Raw genomic sequence first — 18,538 nt, forward strand, 5'->3', positions numbered from 1 at the left:
ACGGCCCCTTCTGCTGTCGTGCTGTGCGTGTGCGGTGCACGGATCACCCCATCGTGCACGGGTCCGGCTGTTCAGGCGAGGGTGATGGAGTCACCGTCGACGGTGATCTGCACCTCGGGCAGCGGCTTGGTCGCCGGGCCGCTGTTCACACTGCCGTCGGTGACGGAGAAGTTGCTGTTGTGGCAGGGGCAGTTGATGAGCCCGTCGGAGACGCTCTTCACCGCGCAGCCCTGGTGGGTGCAGGTGGCGGAGTACGCCTTGAACTCGCCCGCCGACGGCTGCACGACCACCACCTTCTGGTCGGCGAACACCTTGCCGCCGCCCTCGGGGATGTCGGAGGTCGAGGCGAACGGCGTGCCGCCGGCGGCGTCGCCTCCCGAACTGCCGTCCGAGCCGCCGCCGTTCGCGGTGTCGTCCGCCGCGCCGCCGGACTCGGCCGGAGCGGCCGGCGCGTCGTCGTCGGAGCCTCCGCACGCGGTCAGCGCCACCGCGAGGCCGGCCGCCCCCGCGGCCGCCACCACCGTGCGGCGGGCGGGTCCCGATGCGGGCTGGAACGATACGGTCATGCCGGTGTGTCCCTTCCGGGGATGAAGCGTGATCTGGAAACAGGTACGGTCGGCGGGCCCACGCCGTTCATGCAGTGCCGAGAGCTTGGCCTGCGCGCGGTCGGAGGGGCGTAAGCCACAGCTGTCGGTAGCCTGTCGCCGACCGGCGGCGCGCCACCGGGCCGCCTCCGACGTGCGGCGACACGCCAGTAGCCTGGGGCGATGCTCAAGGAAGTCATCGCGACCCGATTCATCGCGCCGCTGCGCGAGGGCGGCTCGCTCCCCGGACTGATCGAGGCGGACGACCTCGGCACCTACGTGCTGAAGTTCACCGGCGCCGGACAGGGCCGCAAGACGCTCGTCGCCGAGGTCGTCTGCGGGGAACTGGCCCGCCGGCTGGGACTGCGGGTGCCGCGCCTGGTCACCGTCGAGCTCGACCCGGTGCTCGGGCTCGGCGAACCCGACCCGGAGGTGCAGCAGTTGCTGAAGTCCAGCGGCGGCACCAACCTCGGGACGGACTTCCTCTCCGGCGCGCTCGGCTTCGACCCGCTCGCCTTCGAGGTGAGCTCCGAGGAGGCCGGGCGGATCGTCTGGTTCGACGCGCTGGTCAACAACGTGGACCGCTCCTGGCGCAATCCCAACATGCTGCGCCGCCGCGACGAGCTGTGGCTCATCGACCACGGCGCGACCATGATCTGGCACCACAACTGGCCCGGCGCCGAGGCCTCCGCCGCCCGCCCCTACGACGCGTCCGACCACGCGCTGCGAGGCGCCGCGCCGGACGTCGCCGCGGCGGCGGACCTCGCCCCGCGCATCACCGAGGAGCTGCTGGCCGAGGTCACCGCCCAGATCCCGGACGTGTGGCTGGCCGGCGAACCCGGCTTCGACAGCCCCGACGACCTCCGGCGCGCCTACGCCCGCCCGCTGCTCGCCCGCGCCGCCGGCATCCACGACCGCATCGAGGGACTCGAGGGGGACCGGTGAGCGACCTGCACGTCTACGAGTACGCGCTGCTGCACGTCGTGCCGCGCATCGAACGCGGCGAACGCATCAACGCGGGGGTGCTGGTGTACTGCCGGCCCCTCTCCTACGTCGGGGCCCGCACCCACCTCGACGAGGCCCGGCTGCTCGCCCTCGACCCTGCCGCCGACCTCCCCGGCGTACGGGCCGCGCTGCGGGCCGTCGAGGGCGTCTGCGCCGGCGGCGAGGCGGCGGGCCAGGCGGCCCACGACGACCCCGGCCGTCGCTTCCGCTGGCTGATCGCCCCCCGCTCGACGATCGTCCAGCCGGGCCCGGTCCACACCGGTCTGACGACGGACCCGGGGGCGGAAACGGAACGTTTGCTGGACCTGCTGGTCCGGTAGGCCGGTGATCCGGCGGCGTGAGACGGGCATGGGGCCGTGGCGGAGCCTGTGGGCCGGCCCACGGTGACCGGGGGCGCGAGGCCCGGTCGGCTTCGCGCCGCGTTTCTTGCTCTGCCCGGGGAGCCGAGTTGTCGTCGGTGGTGACGTCCGGGTGCGCGTCAGGGGCGGCGGCGGTGGAGGACGTACCCCGTGGCCAGCAGCGCGCCGCCGACGAACGTCGCGCCGATGCCGAGGTCCCAGTTCGTCGGGCCGTCGGGCGAGGTGCCGCCCAGCCCGCCCTGGACGCCGCGGGTCGGGGCGGGGGCTGCGGAGGTGCGTGTCGGGGACACCGTCGCGGTGGGCGTGGGCGTGGGCGTGGGCGTCGCGGTCCGGGTCGGGGTGGCCGTCCGCGTCGGGGTGGGCGTGGGCTGGGTGGGGGACGCCGTGGGCGTGCGGCTCGGGGCCGGCGTCGGCGGGCGGGAGGTCGGGGCCGGGCGGAACGTGGAGGAGGTCAGGCCGCGGCGGGGGAGCGCCTCGCAGGCGATGCCGTCGTCCGGGCCGGGGTCCTCGTCGAGCCGGTGCGGGTCACTGCGGTCCATCTCGAAGAAGGTCTGCGCGTCCTCCTGGTAGGTGAAGTCGCTGCAGTCCAGGTCCTGGGCGTGGGCGATGTCGGCCATCGGCACGATCGCGGCGAGCGCGATCAGTGTGCCTATGGCACCGGTGCGACGGCGCATCGGGCGCCTCCTTTACGGACGCGGGAGCTCGCGCTTCGACGCTAGGTTCCGCCCGCGCCGACGGCGCGCAGCGCTGGGCCGATCGGGTGCCGGGGAAGGGGACGGGACGCCGGAAGGGCCTGCCCGGCCACGGGGAATGGATCACACACGCGCGGTGCGCCGTTGACACCGGGTGCCAGGGCTTCTAGCGTCACGTCTGCTGAAGGTACTAAGCGGTCGCTCACCGATTCGAGACGGCCGCAGGAACCGCATCCAAGGGCGAGGAGAAGCAGCAATGTCCACCACTGAGCAGCGGGTCGCGGTCGTCACCGGCGCCGCGCGCGGCATCGGCGCCGCCACCGCCGTACGACTGGCCGCCGAGGGTCGCGCGGTCGCCGTGCTGGACCTCGACGAGGCCGCCTGCAAGGACACCGTCGAGAAGATCACCGCCGCCGGTGGCAAGGCGATCGCGGTCGGCTGCGACGTCTCCGACGAGGCGCAGGTCGAAGCGGCCGTCGCCCGTGTCGCCGAGGAGCTCGGCGCGCCGACGATCCTGGTCAACAACGCGGGCGTCCTGCGTGACAACCTGCTGTTCAAGATGAGCGTCTCCGACTGGGACACCGTCATGAACGTGCACCTGCGCGGCGCCTTCCTGATGTCGAAGGCCTGCCAGAAGCACATGGTGGACGCCGGCTTCGGCCGCATCGTCAACCTGTCGTCCTCCTCCGCGCTCGGCAACCGCGGCCAGGTCAACTACTCGGCAGCCAAGGCCGGTCTGCAGGGCTTCACCAAGACCCTGGCCAAGGAGCTCGGCAAGTTCGGCGTCACCGCCAACGCCGTCGCCCCCGGCTTCATCGCCACCGAGATGACGAAGGCCACGGCCGACCGCGTCGGCATGGGCTTCGAGGACTTCAAGGCGGCCGCCGCCACCCAGATCCCCGTCGCCCGCGTCGGCGAGCCCGAGGACATCGCCAACGCCATCGCCTTCTTCACCGCTGACGCGGCAGGCTTCGTCTCCGGCCAGGTGCTGTACGTGGCCGGCGGACCGCTCGACTAAAGGACCCGGACATGACGACAGTGGAACCCACCGGCAAGGTCGCCCTGATCACGGGCGCCAGCCGCGGCATCGGCTACGGCGTCGCGGAGGCGCTGGTCGCGCGCGGTGACCGGGTCTGCATCACCGGACGCAACGAGGACGCCCTCAAGGCGGCCGTGGAGCAGCTCGGCGCCGACCGGGCCGTCTACGTGGCCGGCAAGGCGCACGACGAGGCCCACCAGGCGCTCGCCGTCGAGCGCGTGATGGAGGCCTTCGGCCGGGTCGACCACCTGGTCAACAACGCGGGCACCAACCCGGTGTTCGGGCCGATCGCCGACCTCGACCTGAACGTGGCGCGCAAGGTCTTCGAGACCAACGTGATCTCGGCGCTGGGCTTCGCGCAGAAGACCTGGCACGCCTGGCAGAAGGACAACGGCGGCGCGATCGTGAACATCGCCTCCGTCGCCGGCATCGCGCCCTCGCCCTTCATCGCCGCGTACGGCGTCAGCAAGGCCGCACTGATCAACCTCACCCAGCAGCTGGCCCACGAGTTCGCGCCCAAGGTGCGGGTCAACGCCATCGCCCCGGCGGTGGTGAAGACCAAGTTCGCGCAGGCGCTCTACGAGGGTCGCGAGGAGGAGGCCGCCGCGTCCTACCCGCTGGGCCGGCTCGGCGTGCCGTCCGACATCGGCGGCGCGGCCGCGTTCCTCACCTCGGACCAGTCCGAGTGGGTCACCGGCCAGACCCTCGTCGTCGACGGCGGCATCTTCCTCAACGCCGGCGTCGGCTGATCCGTACAACCGGATCCGCGGGCCCGGATCCGCGGGCCCGGATCCACGCACCACGCGTGCCCACCTGTCACCACCGCCCCGTCCGACACGGACGCCGTTGACGAAAACGGCGTCCGTGTCGGCGATTTGGGCACGAAACGCGCGTGACAACGTAGTCATCCGCCAGTTGATCTCAAGGGTCCTTCCGAGGAGGGTCAGCCGGTGTGTCACTGCGGTATCGTTCGCCGACCCTTGGTATGGCAGATCGAGGAGCGTGCGCGTGTTCAACCGGAATCGATGCCTGCGGCGGGTGGCGGCCATCGCGTCCATATCGTCCCTGGTGACCGGATGTGGCGTCCTGGCGTCCGACAGCCCGGAGGACGAGGGCCCCATCGTCGTGGGAACCACCAGCTCGCCGAGCACGCTGGATCCTGCCGCGTCCTGGGACAGCTCCTGGGAGCTGTTCCGCAACATCTACCAGACGCTGCTGAGTTACCCGATCGGCGCGACGACCCCCCAGCCGGACGCGGCGGAGAAGTGCGAGTTCTCCGACACCTCGAACCAGGTGTTCCGCTGCGAGCTGCGCGAGGGACTCACCTTCTCCGACGGCGGAAAACTGGACGCGAAGGCGGTCAAGCACTCGATCGACCGCGTCCGCCAGATCAACGTCAACGGCGGTCCGGCCGGTCTGCTGGGCAGCCTCGAGCGGGTCCAGGCGCCGAACGAGCGCGAGGTGGTCTTCTACCTCAACAAGCCCGACGCCACGTTCCCGTTCGTGCTCGCGACCCCCGCGATGTCGATCGTCGCCCCCGACTCCTACCCCGCGGGCGGGCTCCGCGAGGAGAAGAGCGTCGTGGGATCGGGCCCGTACACCCTCGAGGCGTACGAGGAGGGCAAGGAAGCCCGGCTGGTCCGCAACGAGAACTACAAGGGGTACGCCGAGCGGAAGAACAACGCGGTCACCATCCGCTACTACCAGGACTCCGGTGAGATGGTCGGGGCGCTGCGCGACAAGCGCATCGACCTCACCTACCGCGGTCTGGCCGCGGGCGACATCGTCGAGCTTCAGGGCAGGACCTCCAAGGAGGAGGAGATCCAGCTCATCGACGGCACCGGCACCGACATCAACTATCTGGTCTTCAACCCGAAGGATCCGTGGGCCGGAAAGAAGGCCGTGCGCCAGGCCATCGCGCAGCTCGTCGACCGCGCCGCGATCGCGCACAAGGTCTACAAGGACACCGTCGACCCGCTGTACTCGATGGTCCCGAAGGGCCTGACCGGCCACACCACCGGCTTCTTCGACGACTTCGGCGAGCCCGACGCCGGCAAGGCCCGCGAGATCCTCCGCGACGCCGGCATCACCGAGCGGGTGCCGCTCACCCTCTGGTACACCTCGGACCGCTACGGCTCCGAGACCGCCCTGGAGTTCAAGGAGCTGGAGCGGCAGCTGGAGGCCTCCGAGCTGTTCGACGTCACACTGAAGAGCCGCCCCTGGAAGACCTACGTCGAGGGCTACCAGAAGGGCGAGTACCCGGTGTTCGGCCGTGGCTGGTTCCCGGACTTCCCGGACGCGGACAACTTCATCGCCCCGTTCGTCGGCGAGCAGAACGCGCTCGGCACGCCGTACGAGGCCAAGAAGATCGTCAACGATCTGCTGCCCAGCTCCCGTCGCGAGAGCGACCGGGGCAACGTGGTGAAGCAGTTCGAGGAGGCCCAGCAGATTCTCGTGAACGACGCGCGGCTGCTCCCGCTGTGGCAGGGCCGGCAGTACGTCGCGGCGAGCCGGGAGATCTCGGGCGCCGAGCGCGCCCTCGACCCCTCCACGATCATGATGATGTGGCAGCTCTCCCGGAAGACCAGCTGGTAGAACGCCCCGGCAGCCGGCCGCGAGGCCGGCTGTCAGTGGTCGCCGGTAGGTTCGGAGAACCGGAAACGACCACGTGAGCAAGGGAATCGACGTGACCGACATCGCCATGCTGCCCGAGTCCTGGCGCGGGGTTCTGGGCGACGAGCTGCAGCAGCCCTACTTCAAGGAGCTGACCGAGTTCGTCGAGGAGGAGCGGGCGCGCGGTCCCGTCTACCCGCCCCGCGAGGAGGTCTTCGCGGCCCTGGAGGCCACGCCGTACGACGAGGTGAAGGTCCTGGTGCTCGGCCAGGACCCGTACCACGGGGAGGGCCAGGGGCACGGGCTGTGCTTCTCGGTCCGGCCCGGTGTGAAGACCCCGCCGTCCCTGCGGAACATCTACAAGGAGCTGCACGCCGACCTGGGCACGCCCGTCCCGGACAACGGCTATCTGATGCCGTGGGCCCGGCAGGGCGTGCTGCTGCTCAACGCGGTGCTCACGGTCCGCGCGGGCGAGGCCAACTCGCACAAGGGGCGCGGCTGGGAGCTGTTCACGGACGCGGTGATCCGCGCGGTGGCCGACCGGCCCGACCCGGCGGTCTTCGTGCTGTGGGGCAACTACGCGCAGAAGAAGCTGCCGCTGATCGACGAGAGCCGGCACGTGGTGGTGAAGGGGGCGCACCCCTCGCCGCTGTCCGCGAAGAAGTTCTTCGGCTCCCGGCCGTTCTCGCAGATCAACGACGCGGTGGCGGCGCAGGGGCACCAGCCGATCGACTGGACCATCCCCGACCTGGGCTGATCCGTCCGCGTCCCCGCCCGGCCGGGTGCGGCAGGCGCCGCGCGCCGCCGTCGCCCCCGGCACGTCGCAGTGCGGCCTGTCCGGAATCGTCCCCGTCTGCGGCTAGCGTCGGGAGCGACAGCGGGCGACGGTGCGGAGGACGCGGTGACGGAGCGACAGGAGCAGGCGGCGCCGGACGCCCTGCTCACCCGGATCGGCCAGGTCGTGATGCTGCACCACGCGGGGGACCGGGAGGAGGCCCGGCACCGCTTCCTCGGCCTGTGGGCGGAGATCGGAGAGGACGGCGACCCGCTGCACCGATGCACGCTCGCCCACTACCTTGCCGACACCCAGGACGATCCCGAGGACGAACTGGCCTGGGACCTGCGGGCGTTGACGGCGGCCGAGGAGGCCGGCGGGAGCCCGGCGCACGGCGGCGCCCCGGCGGTGCGCGCCCTGTACCCGTCGCTGCAGCTGAATCTGGCCGCCGACTACGTCCGTCTCGGCCGCCCCGACGCGGCCCGCGCCCATCTGGACCGGGCGCGGGGCGCCTCCCGCGCCCTCGCCGACGACCGCTACGGCGAGGGCGTACGGGCCGCCATCCGCCGGCTGGAGGCACGGCTGGGGGAGGAAGGGACGCCGCCCGGAGGGCAGGGGCCTCCCCGGCAGAGGTGAGAGCGGGGTCTGCTCAGCGGCCGTGGGTGTCCTGGCAGAGGTGAGAGCGGGGTCCGCTCAACGGTCGTGGGTGTCCCCGGAAGCCCCGGGCAGCGGCCGTGGGTATCCCCGGCGGAGGTGAGACCTGGGCCCGGGCAGCGGACGTGGGTCCTCCGGCAGAGGTGAGACCTGGGCCTGCTCAGCGGCCGTAGGTGTCCCGGCAGATGCGTGCCTGTGGGCTGTCCGCCGGCCAGCCGCCGTACTCCCTGCCCAGCGCGCAGACGTCCGAGCCGCCGGAGGTGCCCCCGGGCAGGGACCCGCCGCCGCCCGGGAGCTGGGCGGGCGGGCGTGGGGCAGGGGTGCGCCGGGTGGGCTGCGGCCGTTCGGGGCGGGGCCGCTGAGTGCGCGGCGCCTGTCCGTTGCGCGCGTCGGGGGGCACGTCCTTCTTCGGGGGCTGGGCCTTCGGGTTGGCCCGGCCGGACGGGGACGCCTCGGGGGAGTCGGCCGGAACCCGCCGCAGGGCCTCGCGCGCGGGCGCCTGCACGACCGGCGACGCGTCGCGCCCCGCCGCGTCGTGCCCGGCCCCCGGCGGCGGCGCGGTCGCCGGGCCCGGTGCGAGGGGACGCTGGACCGTCACACAGCCCGAGAGGGCGGCGACCGCCACGGTCACCAGAAGCGTTGCTGTGGTCGTCGTTCGCTGCACCCCCGCCACTTTGCTGGCTGCGCCCGCCGGGCGGTGGTGGGACAGGCACGGCAGTCCCCCGCGTGGGTGATGTCCACCCACCTTCGAGGGCCCCGTCGGCGTGGCGGGTGACGTCACTCGCCGGTGGCGCCGTCGATCGCCTCCCGGATCAGGTCCGCGTGACCGTTGTGCCGGGCGTACTCCTCGATCATGTGCGTGTAGATCCAGCGCAGGGAGCACGGCTCGGAGTGCGAGTGATGGCGGCCCTGCGAGCGCTCGTCGAGGGAGTGGCCGGACGCGTTGCGCCGGGCGGCCTCGATCTCCGCCTGCCAGGTCTCGTAGGCGTCCTTCCAGGTGTCCGCCTCGCCCAGGTGGAACTCCCCGTCCGGGTCGGCCTCCCCGAAGTAGATCGGCCCGGCGTCCTCACCGGCGAACACCCGCCGGAACCACGACCGCTCCACCTCCGCCATGTGCCGCACCAGCCCCATCAGCGACAACTCCGACGGCGCCACGGACGCGGTCCGCAACTGCCCGTCGGTCAGCCCTTCGCACTTCCGAGCGAGCGTCGCCCGGTGGTACTCGAGCCACCCTTCGAGCATGGTCCGTTCGTCGGCGTTCTGGCCGGGTTCACTGCGCTGGGTCGTCATTCCGGCATCCTTTCCCGCCAACGGGGGGTCACACCAGGGGTTTTCAGGCGTCGGCGGGCCGGAGGGCGGTGCGGCTCCGGCGTCACGGTCAGGTGTCGCCGTCGGTGCGCACGAAGAGGCAGAACGGGTGGCCCACCGGGTCGTACAGGACCCGCACGTCGTCCTGGGGCTGGAAGTCCGCCTCGGTCGCCCCCAGCGCGACGGCGCGCTCGACCGCCGAGGTCAGATCGTCGACCTCGATGTCCAGGTGCATCATCATCTGCTGCTGGGACGGAGTGGACGGCCATCGCGGAGGCGAGAAGAGCGGTTCCGTCTGGAACGACAGTCCCGCACCGCCGTCGGACGGGGCGAGCTCGACCCACTCCGGCGCGTCACTCCGCCTCGGCCACCCGAGCAGGCTCTCGTAGAAGTCCGCCAGTTGTCGGGCGTCCGGCGCGTCGAGCGTGCAGGCGGCCAACGTGAATCGCGGTGAGGGCTTCATAGGGGGCTGGTGCCCGGTTCCGCCGCCCTGAGACCGGCCTTCACTCCGCCGGCCGCGCCCCCAGCATCCCCTCGATGATCTCCCGCAGGTCCGCCCGGATGTCCGGGACCGTCGGGATCTCGGCGTGGTACGAGCCCGCCACGCAGGAGAAGAGGAGGCCGTCGGCCCAGGCGATCAGGGCGAGGGCGTGGCGGTCGGGGGACGGGGAGCCCAGAGCGGTGACCAGGGCCGTGAGGAGGGTGCGGAAGCGGGCGCCGGCCGCGTCGAAGTGGGCGCGGAGTTCGGGGCGGCGGGTGGCCTCCAGGGCGAGTTCGTAGCGCGCCAGGGTGAGGTCGCGGTTCCGGGTCAGGGCGCGGTGGGTCGTCAGGGCCAGGGCGTCCAGGAGGGCGTCGGTGCCCTCGCGCGGGTCGGGAAGATCCTGGAGGGCGAGGACCCGCTCCTCGCGGTCGGCGAGGCGGCGTACCGCCAGTTCCAGCAAGGCCTGCCTCGTGCGCGCCACGTTGGACGTGGAGCCCTGGGGGAGCCCGGCCCTCTCGTCCACCGCCCGGTGTGTCAGACCCCGCATGCCCCGCTCGGCGAGCAGGGCGAGTGCGGTGTCGGCGACGAGGTCGGCGCGGGCGGCGGTGGTGACGGGGCGAGCGGACATGCGGCCAACCTACTCGGTTCACTACGGCTGTAGTACGGTGGAGGGGACTGGCACTACAGATGTAGTTGCCCAACCTCGGGAGGAAGCCATGGCAGCGGCCGAGCGGGCGATCGTGATCGGCGGGGGCATCGGCGGGCTGGCGGCGGCGGCCGCCCTGCACCTGCGCGGGGCGCGGGTCACGGTGCTGGAGCGCGCCCCGTCACTGGAGCCGGTGGGCGCGGCCATCTCGCTGTCCCCCAACGCCCTCCGCGCCTGGACGTCATCGGCCTGGGCGACGACGTCCGCGCCCTGTCCGCCTGGCAGGGCGACGGCGGGCTGCGGACGCCGAGCGGCCGGTGGCTGGCCCGTACCGAGGCGGCCGCCGCGGCCGAACGCTTCGGCGGCCCGCTCGTCCTGCTGCACCGCGCCACCCTCGTCGACCACCTGGCAGGACGGCTACCGTCCGGCGTCGTCCGCACCGGAACCCCCGCCCGCCTGACCGACCCCGGCGTCCCGGGCGACCCCCGCAGGCCGGCCCGTGTGGAGACGTCCGACGGGGAACTGGAGGCCGACCTGGTGGTGGCCGCCGACGGCATCCGCTCCGCCGTACGCGGCACCCTCTTCCCCGGCCGTCCCGGCACCGTCTACAGCGGTTTCACCACCTGGCGCGTGGTCACAGCGCTGCCCGGCCCCGCGTTCCCCTCGCACGAGACCTGGGGCCGGGGCGCCATCTGGGGCACCCATCCGCTCAAGGACGGCCGGGTGTACGCCTACGCCGCCGCCGTCGCACCCGCGGGGGAGAAGGCCCCCGACGACGAACGGGCCGAACTGCTGCGCCGCTACGGCGACTGGCACAGCCCGATCCCCGAGGTGTTGGCCGCCGTCCGCCCCGAGGACGTCCTGCGGCACGACGTCCACCACATCGCCGAGCCGCTTCCCGCCTTCCACAAGGGCCGCGTGGCCCTCGTCGGCGACGCCGCGCACGCCATGCCGCCCACCCTCGGCCAGGGCGGCAACCAGGCGGTCGAGGACGCGATCACCCTCGCCTTCCCCCGCCCGGGCATGCCCTCCTCCGCCGCCGAGCCCGTCGCCGACACCCTCCCCGGCTACACCGCCGTCCGCCTCCCGCGCACCACGGCCGTCACGCGTCGCGCGGTGCGGGCGGCGCGCCTCAACGTGCTGACGACCGGCCGCGCCGGCATCGCCGTACGGAACTCCGCGCTGGCCGCGCTGTCCAAGGCGGCCCCGTCGCTCCTCCTGCGCGGGTTCGACGGGGTGGCGGACTGGCGCCCGCCGGGAGGGCCGTCCGGTGCGGAGGGGGACGGCTCCGGGGCACCCCGTATGCTCGCAGCGGACCACGGCAGGCGAGGACCAGAGGAGAACACACCGTGAAGGTCGGCTGCATCGGGCTCGGCGACATCGCGCAGAAGGCCTACCTTCCGGTGCTCGCCGTCCAGCCCGGGGTGGAGCTCCATCTGCAGACCCGCACCCCGGCCACTCTGGAGCGCGTCGGCGACTCCCTCCGCCTCCCGGCCGCGCAGCGGCACGCCGACCTCGACGCGCTGATCGCCGCCGGCCTCGACGCGGCCTTCGTGCACGCCCCGACCGACGTCCACCCGCAGATCGTCACCCGGCTCCTCGAGGCGGGCGTGCCGACCTGTGTCGACAAGCCGCTCGCGTACGAACTCGCCGACTCCGAGCGGCTGGTGGCGCTCGCCGAGGAGCGCGGCGTCAGCCTCGCCGTCGGCTTCAACCGTCGCTACGCCCCCGGCTACGCGCAGTGCGCGGACCACCCGCGCGAGCTGATCCTCATGCAGAAGAACCGGGTCGGGCTGCCCGAGGAGCCGCGCCGGATGATCCTCGACGACTTCATCCACGTCGTGGACACCCTGCGTTTCCTGGTGCCCGGCCAGGTCGACGACGTCACCGTCCGCGTCCGCGCCGAGGACGGACTGCTGCACCACGTGGTGCTCCAGCTCGCCGGCGACGGCTTTACCGCCCTCGGTGTGATGAACCGGCTCAGCGGTTCGTCGGAGGAGATCCTCGAGGTGTCGGGCCAGGACACCAAGCGGCAGGTGGTCAACCTCGCCGAGGTGATCGACCACAAGGGCCAGCCGACCGTGCGGCGGCGCGGCGACTGGGTGCCGGTGTCCCGGCAGCGCGGCATCGAGCAGATGACGCTCGCCTTCCTGGACGCGGTGCGCGCCGGGAAGACGCTCAGCGCCCGTGACGCACTGGCGACCCATGAGCTGTGCGAACGGGTGGTACGAGCGGTCGACGAGCGCCTCGCCTAGACCGCACGAGACCCACCGCGCCGTAGACCGCGAGGACGACGAGCGCCGCCTGCGGGGGCCAGTCGCCGAAGCGGACGTACAGCGTGGTCCCCCGGGCGAGCGGCACCTCGTAGACGTGCGCGGCGGAGGCGTCCGTACCGAGCCACGGGCCGATCCGTCCGCCGTCCGCGCCGTACACGGCGGACACCCCGGTCAGCGTCGCGTGCACCATAGGGCGGCCGGTCTCGGCGGCGCGCAGCGCGGCGAGCGAGGCGTGCTGCTCGGGCGCCCAGCTCCGCTGGAACGTCGACGTGGACGACTGCGCGAGCAGCACGCCCGCGCCGTCCTGCACGAGGTGGCGGCTCATGTCGGGGAACGCCGTCTCGAAACACACCATCGGGCCGATCCGCAGACCGTCTCCCACGTCCATGACGATCTGCTCGGATCCCCGCCGCCGGTCCTCCCCGGCCGCCTTGCCGACGGACGTCGCCCAGCCCAGCAGGGAGCGGGCCGGGACGTACTCCCCGAACGGCACCAGCCGCATCTTGTCGTACCGGTCGCCGGTGGGGCCGTCCGGGCCGATCAGCACCGAGCTCTTGTAGATACCGGGCTTGTCAGAGCGCCGTGCGTCCACGTTGACCAGGATCTCCGCGTCCGTCTCGCGGGACAGCGCGGCAAGCCGCCGGGCGAGGTCGGGGCGGTCGTCGAGGTCGAAGCCGACGCTGCTCTCGCCCCAGACGACCAGGTCGACGTCCTGCCCGGCCAGCTCACGGGTCAGCCGCTCCTCGCGGTCGAAGCGGCGGTCGGCGCTGTCCGGGCCGGCTATGACTCCCGGCTGGACGAGCGCGATCCGTGTCCGCTCCCCGGTCTGCTCGGGGCGGGGCGCCCCTGCCCAGGCGGCCGATCCCACGGCGGCCACGGCGACCAGCCCCGCCACGGCCGGCACCCGGGCCCGGCGCACCGCGACGAGCACGGCCACCGCGACGTTCAGCGCCACCACGAGGAAGCTCGGCAGCCACACGCCGCCCACCGACGCCAGCCGCAGCGCCGCCTCCACCCGCCACTGGCTCGCGCCCAGCACGCCCCACGGCCCGCCGAGCCCCTGCCAGGAGCGGATCAGCTCGATCGTCAGCCAGCCCGACGGCACCACAAGCAGCGCGACCGCCACCCGGGGGCCGGACGGTGAGCCGCCCAACGTCCGGCGCACCAGCCACCCCCACGGCGCCCACAGCGCGCCCAGCAGCGCGGCGAGGACGAACGTGAACACGTGCAGGCTGGGCAGCAGCCAGTGGTGCATGACCAGCATGAACCCGAACCCGCCCCACCAGCCGTCGAACGCGGCCCGGCGGCCGGTCGGCGCGGTCCGGATCAGCAGCAGCCAGGGGGTCAGGGCGACATAGGCGACCCACCACAGGTTGGGGGCGGGGAAGGCCAGGACGGGCAGCGCGCCCGCGACCGCGGCGGCAGCCGAGCGGCGCCACGGGGAGGCGAGGTGGTGGCCGAGATTGCTCATGGGCGCCTCCCTACCCCGTGATGCCTCCAGTGTGCGTCCCGCACCCGGCCGGACGCGGGTTCAGTCGATCACACCGTCCGGCCGTCCGCCGGTCGGGCGCCGCCATGTCTCGCGTACGACGACCCGGCTCAGCCGCCAGCCGTCGGGGGTGCGCACCGCCGTGAACGCGCACCGCCCGCCGCTCAGCAGATCGAGCACGGCGGTTCCGTCCCCGCCGCCCCGGCAGGCGGGGCTGACGTAGTCGGTCCGCACCTCGGCCGTGTCCCCGGTGTCCCGCTCCCACGTGCCGAGCCGCACCTGTCGGTTGGCGAACAGATACTGCCGCACGGGGAACTCGGAGAGCCGCTCCGCCAGCCAGGCGGCCACCGCCCCGGCGTCCCCCTCGACACCGCCCGCGCCGCGGTAGTCCGCCCGCCCGTCCGGGGTGAAAAGCCGTCGGTACGCCGCCCAGTCACCGTCGGCGGCGGCCACCGCGTAGTCGGTGACGAGGCCGTCCAGGTCCAGCCGGTCCCGTACGGTCGCGAGCTCCACACGCTGCGTCATCGGCTCAGTGTTGACCATGCGGGGGGCCCAGCCAAGGGGCGTGCGCGGACATTCCCCGGCCCGCGGGCCCGGGTGCGACGCGGGCGGGGGGCGTCTGCGAGTCTGGGATCTTCGTTCCGCGTTCTGCGCCTGGAGGTACTCATGAAGCGTCTGGTCACGGTGGTCACCGGGGGGAGCCGGGGCATCGGCGCCGCGACCTGCCGCCGGCTGGCGGCGGAGGGGCACGACGTGGCGGTGAACTACGTGCGGGACGCCGACGCCGCCGAAAAGGTGGCCGAGGATGTGCGGGCCGCGGGGGCGCGGGCGGTGACCGTGCGGGCGGACACGTCCGTCGAGGCCGACGTGGAGCGGCTGTTCGAGGTGACGGAGCGCGAACTCGGGCCGCTGACGGGGCTGGTGAACAACGCGGCGGTGACCGGGCCGCTCGGGCCGTTCACCGAGGTGGGTACGGACACCCTGCGGCGGGTCGTCGACGTGAACGTCGTCGGGACGCTGCTGTGCTCGCGTCGGGCCGCCCAGCTGATGACGCCGCGCGGCGAGGGCGTGATCGTGAACATCTCGTCGGGCGCCGCGACCCTGGGCAGCCCCGGCGAGTACGTGCACTACGCGGCGACCAAGGCGGCCGTGGACGCGCTGACCGTCGGGCTGTCGAAGGAACTGGGCCCCGCCGGGGTGCGGGTCAACGGTGTCGCCCCGGGGCTGATCGACACGGAGATGCACGCGGCGATGGGGGCGCCGGACCGGGTCCGGGAGATGGCCGGGACCATTCCGCTCCGGCGGGCGGGAGAGGCGGAGGAAATCGCGGCGGCGGTCGCCTGGCTGATGTCGCCGGACGCCTCGTACACCACGGGGACGGTGCTGAGGGTCGCGGGCGGACGCTGAGAAGGGGGACGCGGAGCGGGCGGGCGTCAGGCCGCCTCGACGACCCGTCCGCGGATCGCCGCCGCCCACTCGACGACCAGCATCTCGTACTCCTCACGCTCCTGGGCGGACAGGGAGCCGCCCGCCCGCAGCCACAGGGCGCGGATCTGCTCGTTCACCTCGGCGGCGGACCGCACAGAACCAGGGGGCGTTAAATCGGGGGACATGCGGACAAGCCTAGGGCCATGGACTGACGGTGCGCTACCGGACGGCTACGGGACCCGTATGGGTTCGGTCACGTGCCGCGGACACGGGCCGGGCGTACGTTCCACGGCAGAACCGTTTCCGCATCGCCCGGCGCGCGTCACTCCGTTCCAGTCGCGCCCCGGGCCCGCGTTCAGCCCGCCGACTCCGCCGCGTGCGGACTGAGGACCCCGGCGGCGACCAGGGCGATGATCACCACGCCGAGCGCGATCCGGTACCAGACGAACGGCATGAAGCTCTTGGTCGAGATGAACTTCATGAACCACGCGATCACCGCGTACCCGGTGACGAACGCGATCACCGTGGCGAAGAGCGTCGGCCCCCAGGAGACGTGCCCTCCGTCCGCCGCGTCCTTCAGCTCGAACAGGCCCGAGGCCAGCACGGCGGGGATGGCGAGCAGGAACGAGTAACGGGCCGCGGCCTCGCGCCGGTAGCCCATGAACAGGCCGCCGCTGATGGTGGCCCCGGAGCGGGAGACGCCCGGGATCAGGGCCAGCGCCTGGCACGCGCCGTAGATCAGGCCGTCACGGACCGTCAGTTCGTTCAGCTCCTTGCGGGGCGCCGTCACCCGGTGCCGGCCGCCGCTCTCCGCGCGCGCCGCGAGCCGGTCGGCGACGCCCAGGACGATACCCATGCCGATCAGCATCGCCGCAGTCAGCCGCAGATCGCGGAACGGGCCCTCGATCTGGTCCTTGAGCGTCACACCGAGCACGCCGATCGGGATCGACCCGACGATGACCAGCCAGCCCATGCGGGCGTCCTGGTCCCGGCGCATCTCCTTGTCCGTCAGCGAGCGTGTCCACGCGGACAGAATGCGCCCGATGTCCTTGCGGAAGTAGATCAGCACCGCGGTCTCCGTGCCGATCTGCGTGATCGCGGTGAAGGCGGCGCCGGGGTCCTCCCAGCCGGAGAAGGCCGCTGTCAGCCGCAGATGCGCGCTGGAGGAGACGGGCAGGAACTCGGTCAGACCCTGGACGAGGCCGAGGATCAGGGATTCGAACCAAGACATGGGGCAGCGGGATCCAAGTGCCGATCGCGGAAAGGTCGAAGGACACGCCCCCACCGCCGGCTGCGGTGCTGTCGATCATCGGGCGCGCCGATGGCGAACTGTAGCGCCCGGAGATGAAGCCTCGGCGAAGGTCGGGTGGCCCGCCGCGTCCTTACGGGTGACGCTCAGGCGGCGGCCGGGCCCCGTACCGTCCAGCCGGGGGCCTGGGGGTGCGCGGTGAGGTCCTGGTGGCGCGCCTCCTCGCCGCAGGCGCGGCACGTGACGACCGGCACGAACTCGTCGCCGCAGTGGTGTTCGAGCTTCATCGGCGTGCCGCTGTCGGCCCGCAGGTGCCGGTCGCCCCACTCCTTCAGCGTCCACAGCACGGGCTCCAGTTCGAGACCGGCCTGGGTGGGCCGGTACTCGAAGCGCTGCGGGCGCTCGCTGTACGGGCGCTTGGTGAGGATCCCGGCGTCGATCAGGCGGCGCAGCCGCGTGGCCAGGATGTCGCGCGGCGCGCCGATGTTGCGCACGAGCTGGTCGAAGCGGCCGTTGCCGAGGCACACCTCGCGCAGCACGAGCAGGGAGTACTTCTCGCCCACCAGCGCGAGCGCGTCGGCGACGGAGCAGGGGCGCGGGTCTTTGGAGGCGGCCATGGAGTCAGTTTACGGCCACCGACGAAGAGGGTTTGATTTCCAAACCCGCCGCGCTAAAGTGAGTTGGGATTTCCTACTCACCGGTAGCAGTGCCCCGGTGACATCCCGTCCTGAACCGGTCCGGCCAAGGAGGCCCGCACCATGCGTGACGCAGTCATCGTGGAAGCCGTACGCACCCCCGTGGGGAAGGGCAAGCCCAACGGCGCCCTCGCCCACGTCCACCCCGTCGAACTGCTCGCCCACACCCTGCGCACCCTCGTCGAACGCTCCGGCGTGGACCCCGAGCTGATCGACGACGTCATCGGCGGCACCGTCGACCAGGTCGGCGAGCAGGCCATGAACACCACCCGCTACGCCGCCCTCTCCGCCGGACTGCCCGAGTCCGTTCCCGCCACCACCGTCGACCGCCAGTGCGGCTCCTCCCAGCAGGCCGTGCACTTCGCCGCCCAGGGCGTCATCTCCGGCGCGTACGACATCGCCGTCGCCTGCGGCGTGGAGTCGATGAGCCGGGTGCCGATGTGGTCCAACGTGCCCGAGGGCAAGGATCCGTTCGGCCCCGGGATCGCCGCCCGCTACCCGGACGGGCTCGTCCCGCAGGGCATCAGCGCCGAACTCATCGCCGCCAAGTGGTCGATCACCCGCGAGCAGATGGACTCCTTCGCCGTGACCTCGCACCGCCGGGCGGCCGCGGCCTGGGACGCGGGGCTGTTCGACGCCGAGGTCGCCCCCCTGGAGGGCGTCACCCGCGACGAGTGCGTACGGCCGGACACCAGCACCGAGGTCCTCGCCGGACTCCGGCCCGCCTACCACGACCCGCACTTCGCCGAGCGCTTCCCGCAGATCGAGTGGAACGTCACCGCCGGCAACGCCAGCCCCGTCAACGACGGCGCGTCCGCCGTCCTCGTCGTGGCCGCGGAGACGGCCGCGAAGCTCGGACTGCGCCCGCTCGCACGGCTGCACAGCTTCGCCGTCACCGGCTCCGACCCCCTGCTGATGCTCACCGGCGTCGTCCCGGCCACCGAGAAGGTGCTGCGCCGGGCCGGACTCTCCCTCGACGACATCGACCTGTTCGAGGTCAACGAGGCGTTCTCCGCCGTGGTCCTCGCCTGGCAGCAGGAGACCGGCGCCGACCTCGGCAAGGTCAACGTCCACGGCGGCGCCGTCGCCATCGGGCACCCGCTCGGCGCGAGCGGCACCCGGCTGACGACCACCCTGGTCCACGCCATGAGGGAGCGCGGCGCTCGCTACGCCCTGCAGACCATGTGCGAGGCCGGCGGGCTCGCCAACGCGATGATCCTGGAGCGCATCTGACGGATCGCCCGC

At 72.8% G+C, this 18,538-nt stretch carries 21 protein-coding genes and 1 pseudogene; 11 read left to right on the forward strand and 11 right to left on the reverse strand.

What is annotated here, in order from left to right; all coding sequences use genetic code 11:
- Window positions 1-71: 71 nt before the first annotated feature.
- Window positions 72-566 (reverse strand): Rieske (2Fe-2S) protein, encoded by a 495-nt coding sequence (locus ACF1AG_RS18830; protein WP_359600749.1) that lies wholly within the window; start codon window positions 564-566, stop codon window positions 72-74.
- 201 nt (window positions 567-767) lie between these two features.
- On the opposite strand from ACF1AG_RS18830, the gene ACF1AG_RS18835 reads away from it, so the two are divergent.
- Both ACF1AG_RS18835 and ACF1AG_RS18840 read left to right on the forward strand, forming a co-directional pair.
- Window positions 768-1,529 carry a HipA family kinase gene (locus ACF1AG_RS18835; RefSeq protein WP_391810067.1) on the forward strand — a complete coding sequence of 254 codons (762 nt, stop codon included), beginning with the start codon at window positions 768-770 and terminating at the stop codon, window positions 1,527-1,529.
- Entirely contained in the window at window positions 1,526-1,909 is a 384-nt protein-coding gene (locus ACF1AG_RS18840; protein WP_359752987.1) for a DUF3037 domain-containing protein, read from the forward strand. Before ACF1AG_RS18835 ends, ACF1AG_RS18840 begins: the two co-directional genes overlap by 4 nt.
- A 158-nt stretch (window positions 1,910-2,067) precedes the next feature.
- Here the strand turns inward: ACF1AG_RS18840 and ACF1AG_RS18845 are convergent, their stop codons facing one another.
- Window positions 2,068-2,622: an excalibur calcium-binding protein gene (locus ACF1AG_RS18845; protein ID WP_391810068.1), complete on the reverse strand. Its 555-nt coding sequence runs from the start codon at window positions 2,620-2,622 to the stop codon at window positions 2,068-2,070.
- 274 nt (window positions 2,623-2,896) lie between these two features.
- Between ACF1AG_RS18845 and fabG the strand changes: the two genes are divergently transcribed.
- The 5 genes from fabG to ACF1AG_RS18870 all read left to right on the forward strand — a co-directional run bounded on the left by fabG (window position 2,897) and on the right by ACF1AG_RS18870 (window position 7,703).
- A complete protein-coding gene (gene fabG, locus ACF1AG_RS18850; protein WP_037638458.1) occupies window positions 2,897-3,658 on the forward strand; it encodes a 3-oxoacyl-ACP reductase FabG in 762 nt (253 codons plus the stop codon).
- A gap of 11 nt (window positions 3,659-3,669) precedes the next feature.
- A complete protein-coding gene (locus ACF1AG_RS18855; RefSeq protein ID WP_359600745.1) occupies window positions 3,670-4,428 on the forward strand; it encodes an SDR family oxidoreductase in 759 nt (252 codons plus the stop codon).
- 259 nt (window positions 4,429-4,687) lie between these two features.
- Complete coding sequence (locus ACF1AG_RS18860; protein WP_359600744.1) at window positions 4,688-6,274, forward strand: ABC transporter substrate-binding protein; 1,587 nt, start codon at window positions 4,688-4,690, stop codon at window positions 6,272-6,274.
- A gap of 91 nt (window positions 6,275-6,365) precedes the next feature.
- Window positions 6,366-7,049, forward strand: coding sequence for a uracil-DNA glycosylase (ung, locus tag ACF1AG_RS18865; protein WP_359600779.1), 684 nt, complete (start codon window positions 6,366-6,368; stop codon window positions 7,047-7,049).
- 144 nt (window positions 7,050-7,193) lie between these two features.
- Entirely contained in the window at window positions 7,194-7,703 is a 510-nt protein-coding gene (locus tag ACF1AG_RS18870; protein ID WP_391810069.1) for a hypothetical protein, read from the forward strand.
- A gap of 178 nt (window positions 7,704-7,881) precedes the next feature.
- On the opposite strand, the gene ACF1AG_RS18875 is transcribed toward ACF1AG_RS18870, so the two are convergent.
- The 4 genes from ACF1AG_RS18875 to ACF1AG_RS18890 form a co-directional block, all read right to left on the reverse strand.
- Window positions 7,882-8,352: a hypothetical protein gene (locus ACF1AG_RS18875; protein ID WP_387797251.1), complete on the reverse strand. Its 471-nt coding sequence runs from the start codon at window positions 8,350-8,352 to the stop codon at window positions 7,882-7,884.
- 146 nt (window positions 8,353-8,498) lie between these two features.
- A complete protein-coding gene (locus tag ACF1AG_RS18880) occupies window positions 8,499-9,011 on the reverse strand; it encodes a DinB family protein (protein ID WP_359600742.1) in 513 nt (170 codons plus the stop codon).
- Between the two features lie 88 nt (window positions 9,012-9,099).
- Window positions 9,100-9,468 (reverse strand): VOC family protein, encoded by a 369-nt coding sequence (locus ACF1AG_RS18885; RefSeq protein WP_391810070.1) that lies wholly within the window; start codon window positions 9,466-9,468, stop codon window positions 9,100-9,102.
- Window positions 9,469-9,532: 64 nt separating this feature from the next.
- Window positions 9,533-10,138: a TetR/AcrR family transcriptional regulator gene (locus ACF1AG_RS18890; RefSeq protein ID WP_391810071.1), complete on the reverse strand. Its 606-nt coding sequence runs from the start codon at window positions 10,136-10,138 to the stop codon at window positions 9,533-9,535.
- 88 nt (window positions 10,139-10,226) lie between these two features.
- On the opposite strand from ACF1AG_RS18890, the pseudogene ACF1AG_RS18895 reads away from it, so the two are divergent.
- Together ACF1AG_RS18895 and ACF1AG_RS18900 are read left to right on the forward strand one after the other, a co-directional pair.
- Window positions 10,227-11,509, forward strand: a pseudogene (locus ACF1AG_RS18895) (FAD-dependent oxidoreductase).
- Window positions 11,506-12,411 carry a Gfo/Idh/MocA family oxidoreductase gene (locus tag ACF1AG_RS18900; protein ID WP_359600738.1) on the forward strand — a complete coding sequence of 302 codons (906 nt, stop codon included), beginning with the start codon at window positions 11,506-11,508 and terminating at the stop codon, window positions 12,409-12,411. Before ACF1AG_RS18895 ends, ACF1AG_RS18900 begins: the two are co-directional and overlap by 4 nt.
- Here ACF1AG_RS18900 and lnt read toward each other — a convergent pair.
- Both lnt and ACF1AG_RS18910 read right to left on the reverse strand, forming a co-directional pair.
- Window positions 12,335-13,903: an apolipoprotein N-acyltransferase gene (gene lnt, locus ACF1AG_RS18905; RefSeq protein WP_359600737.1), complete on the reverse strand. Its 1,569-nt coding sequence runs from the start codon at window positions 13,901-13,903 to the stop codon at window positions 12,335-12,337. The genes ACF1AG_RS18900 and lnt overlap by 77 nt on opposite strands.
- Window positions 13,904-13,963: 60 nt before the next feature.
- Window positions 13,964-14,446 (reverse strand): nuclear transport factor 2 family protein, encoded by a 483-nt coding sequence (locus ACF1AG_RS18910; RefSeq protein WP_359600736.1) that lies wholly within the window; start codon window positions 14,444-14,446, stop codon window positions 13,964-13,966.
- Window positions 14,447-14,587: 141 nt separating this feature from the next.
- On the opposite strand from ACF1AG_RS18910, the gene ACF1AG_RS18915 reads away from it, so the two are divergent.
- Window positions 14,588-15,328 (forward strand): SDR family oxidoreductase, encoded by a 741-nt coding sequence (locus tag ACF1AG_RS18915; RefSeq protein ID WP_359600735.1) that lies wholly within the window; start codon window positions 14,588-14,590, stop codon window positions 15,326-15,328.
- Window positions 15,329-15,354: 26 nt separating this feature from the next.
- Here the strand turns inward: ACF1AG_RS18915 and ACF1AG_RS18920 are convergent, their stop codons facing one another.
- The 3 genes from ACF1AG_RS18920 to ACF1AG_RS18930 all read right to left on the reverse strand — a co-directional run bounded on the left by ACF1AG_RS18920 (window position 15,355) and on the right by ACF1AG_RS18930 (window position 17,215).
- Window positions 15,355-15,534, reverse strand: a complete 180-nt coding sequence (locus tag ACF1AG_RS18920) for a hypothetical protein (RefSeq protein ID WP_063823437.1) — start codon at window positions 15,532-15,534, stop codon at window positions 15,355-15,357.
- A 170-nt stretch (window positions 15,535-15,704) separates the two neighbouring features.
- Entirely contained in the window at window positions 15,705-16,580 is an 876-nt protein-coding gene (locus tag ACF1AG_RS18925) for an undecaprenyl-diphosphate phosphatase (RefSeq protein WP_359600734.1), read from the reverse strand.
- A 164-nt stretch (window positions 16,581-16,744) separates the two neighbouring features.
- Complete coding sequence (locus ACF1AG_RS18930; RefSeq protein WP_359745046.1) at window positions 16,745-17,215, reverse strand: helix-turn-helix domain-containing protein; 471 nt, start codon at window positions 17,213-17,215, stop codon at window positions 16,745-16,747.
- A gap of 141 nt (window positions 17,216-17,356) precedes the next feature.
- Between ACF1AG_RS18930 and ACF1AG_RS18935 the strand changes: the two genes are divergently transcribed.
- Window positions 17,357-18,526 (forward strand): thiolase family protein, encoded by a 1,170-nt coding sequence (locus ACF1AG_RS18935; protein ID WP_391810072.1) that lies wholly within the window; start codon window positions 17,357-17,359, stop codon window positions 18,524-18,526.
- The last annotated feature ends 12 nt before the right edge of the window (window positions 18,527-18,538 follow it).

This window comes from Streptomyces sp. NPDC014764, assembly GCF_043082785.1.
Classification (GTDB): Bacteria; Actinomycetota; Actinomycetes; order Streptomycetales; family Streptomycetaceae; genus Streptomyces; species Streptomyces althioticus.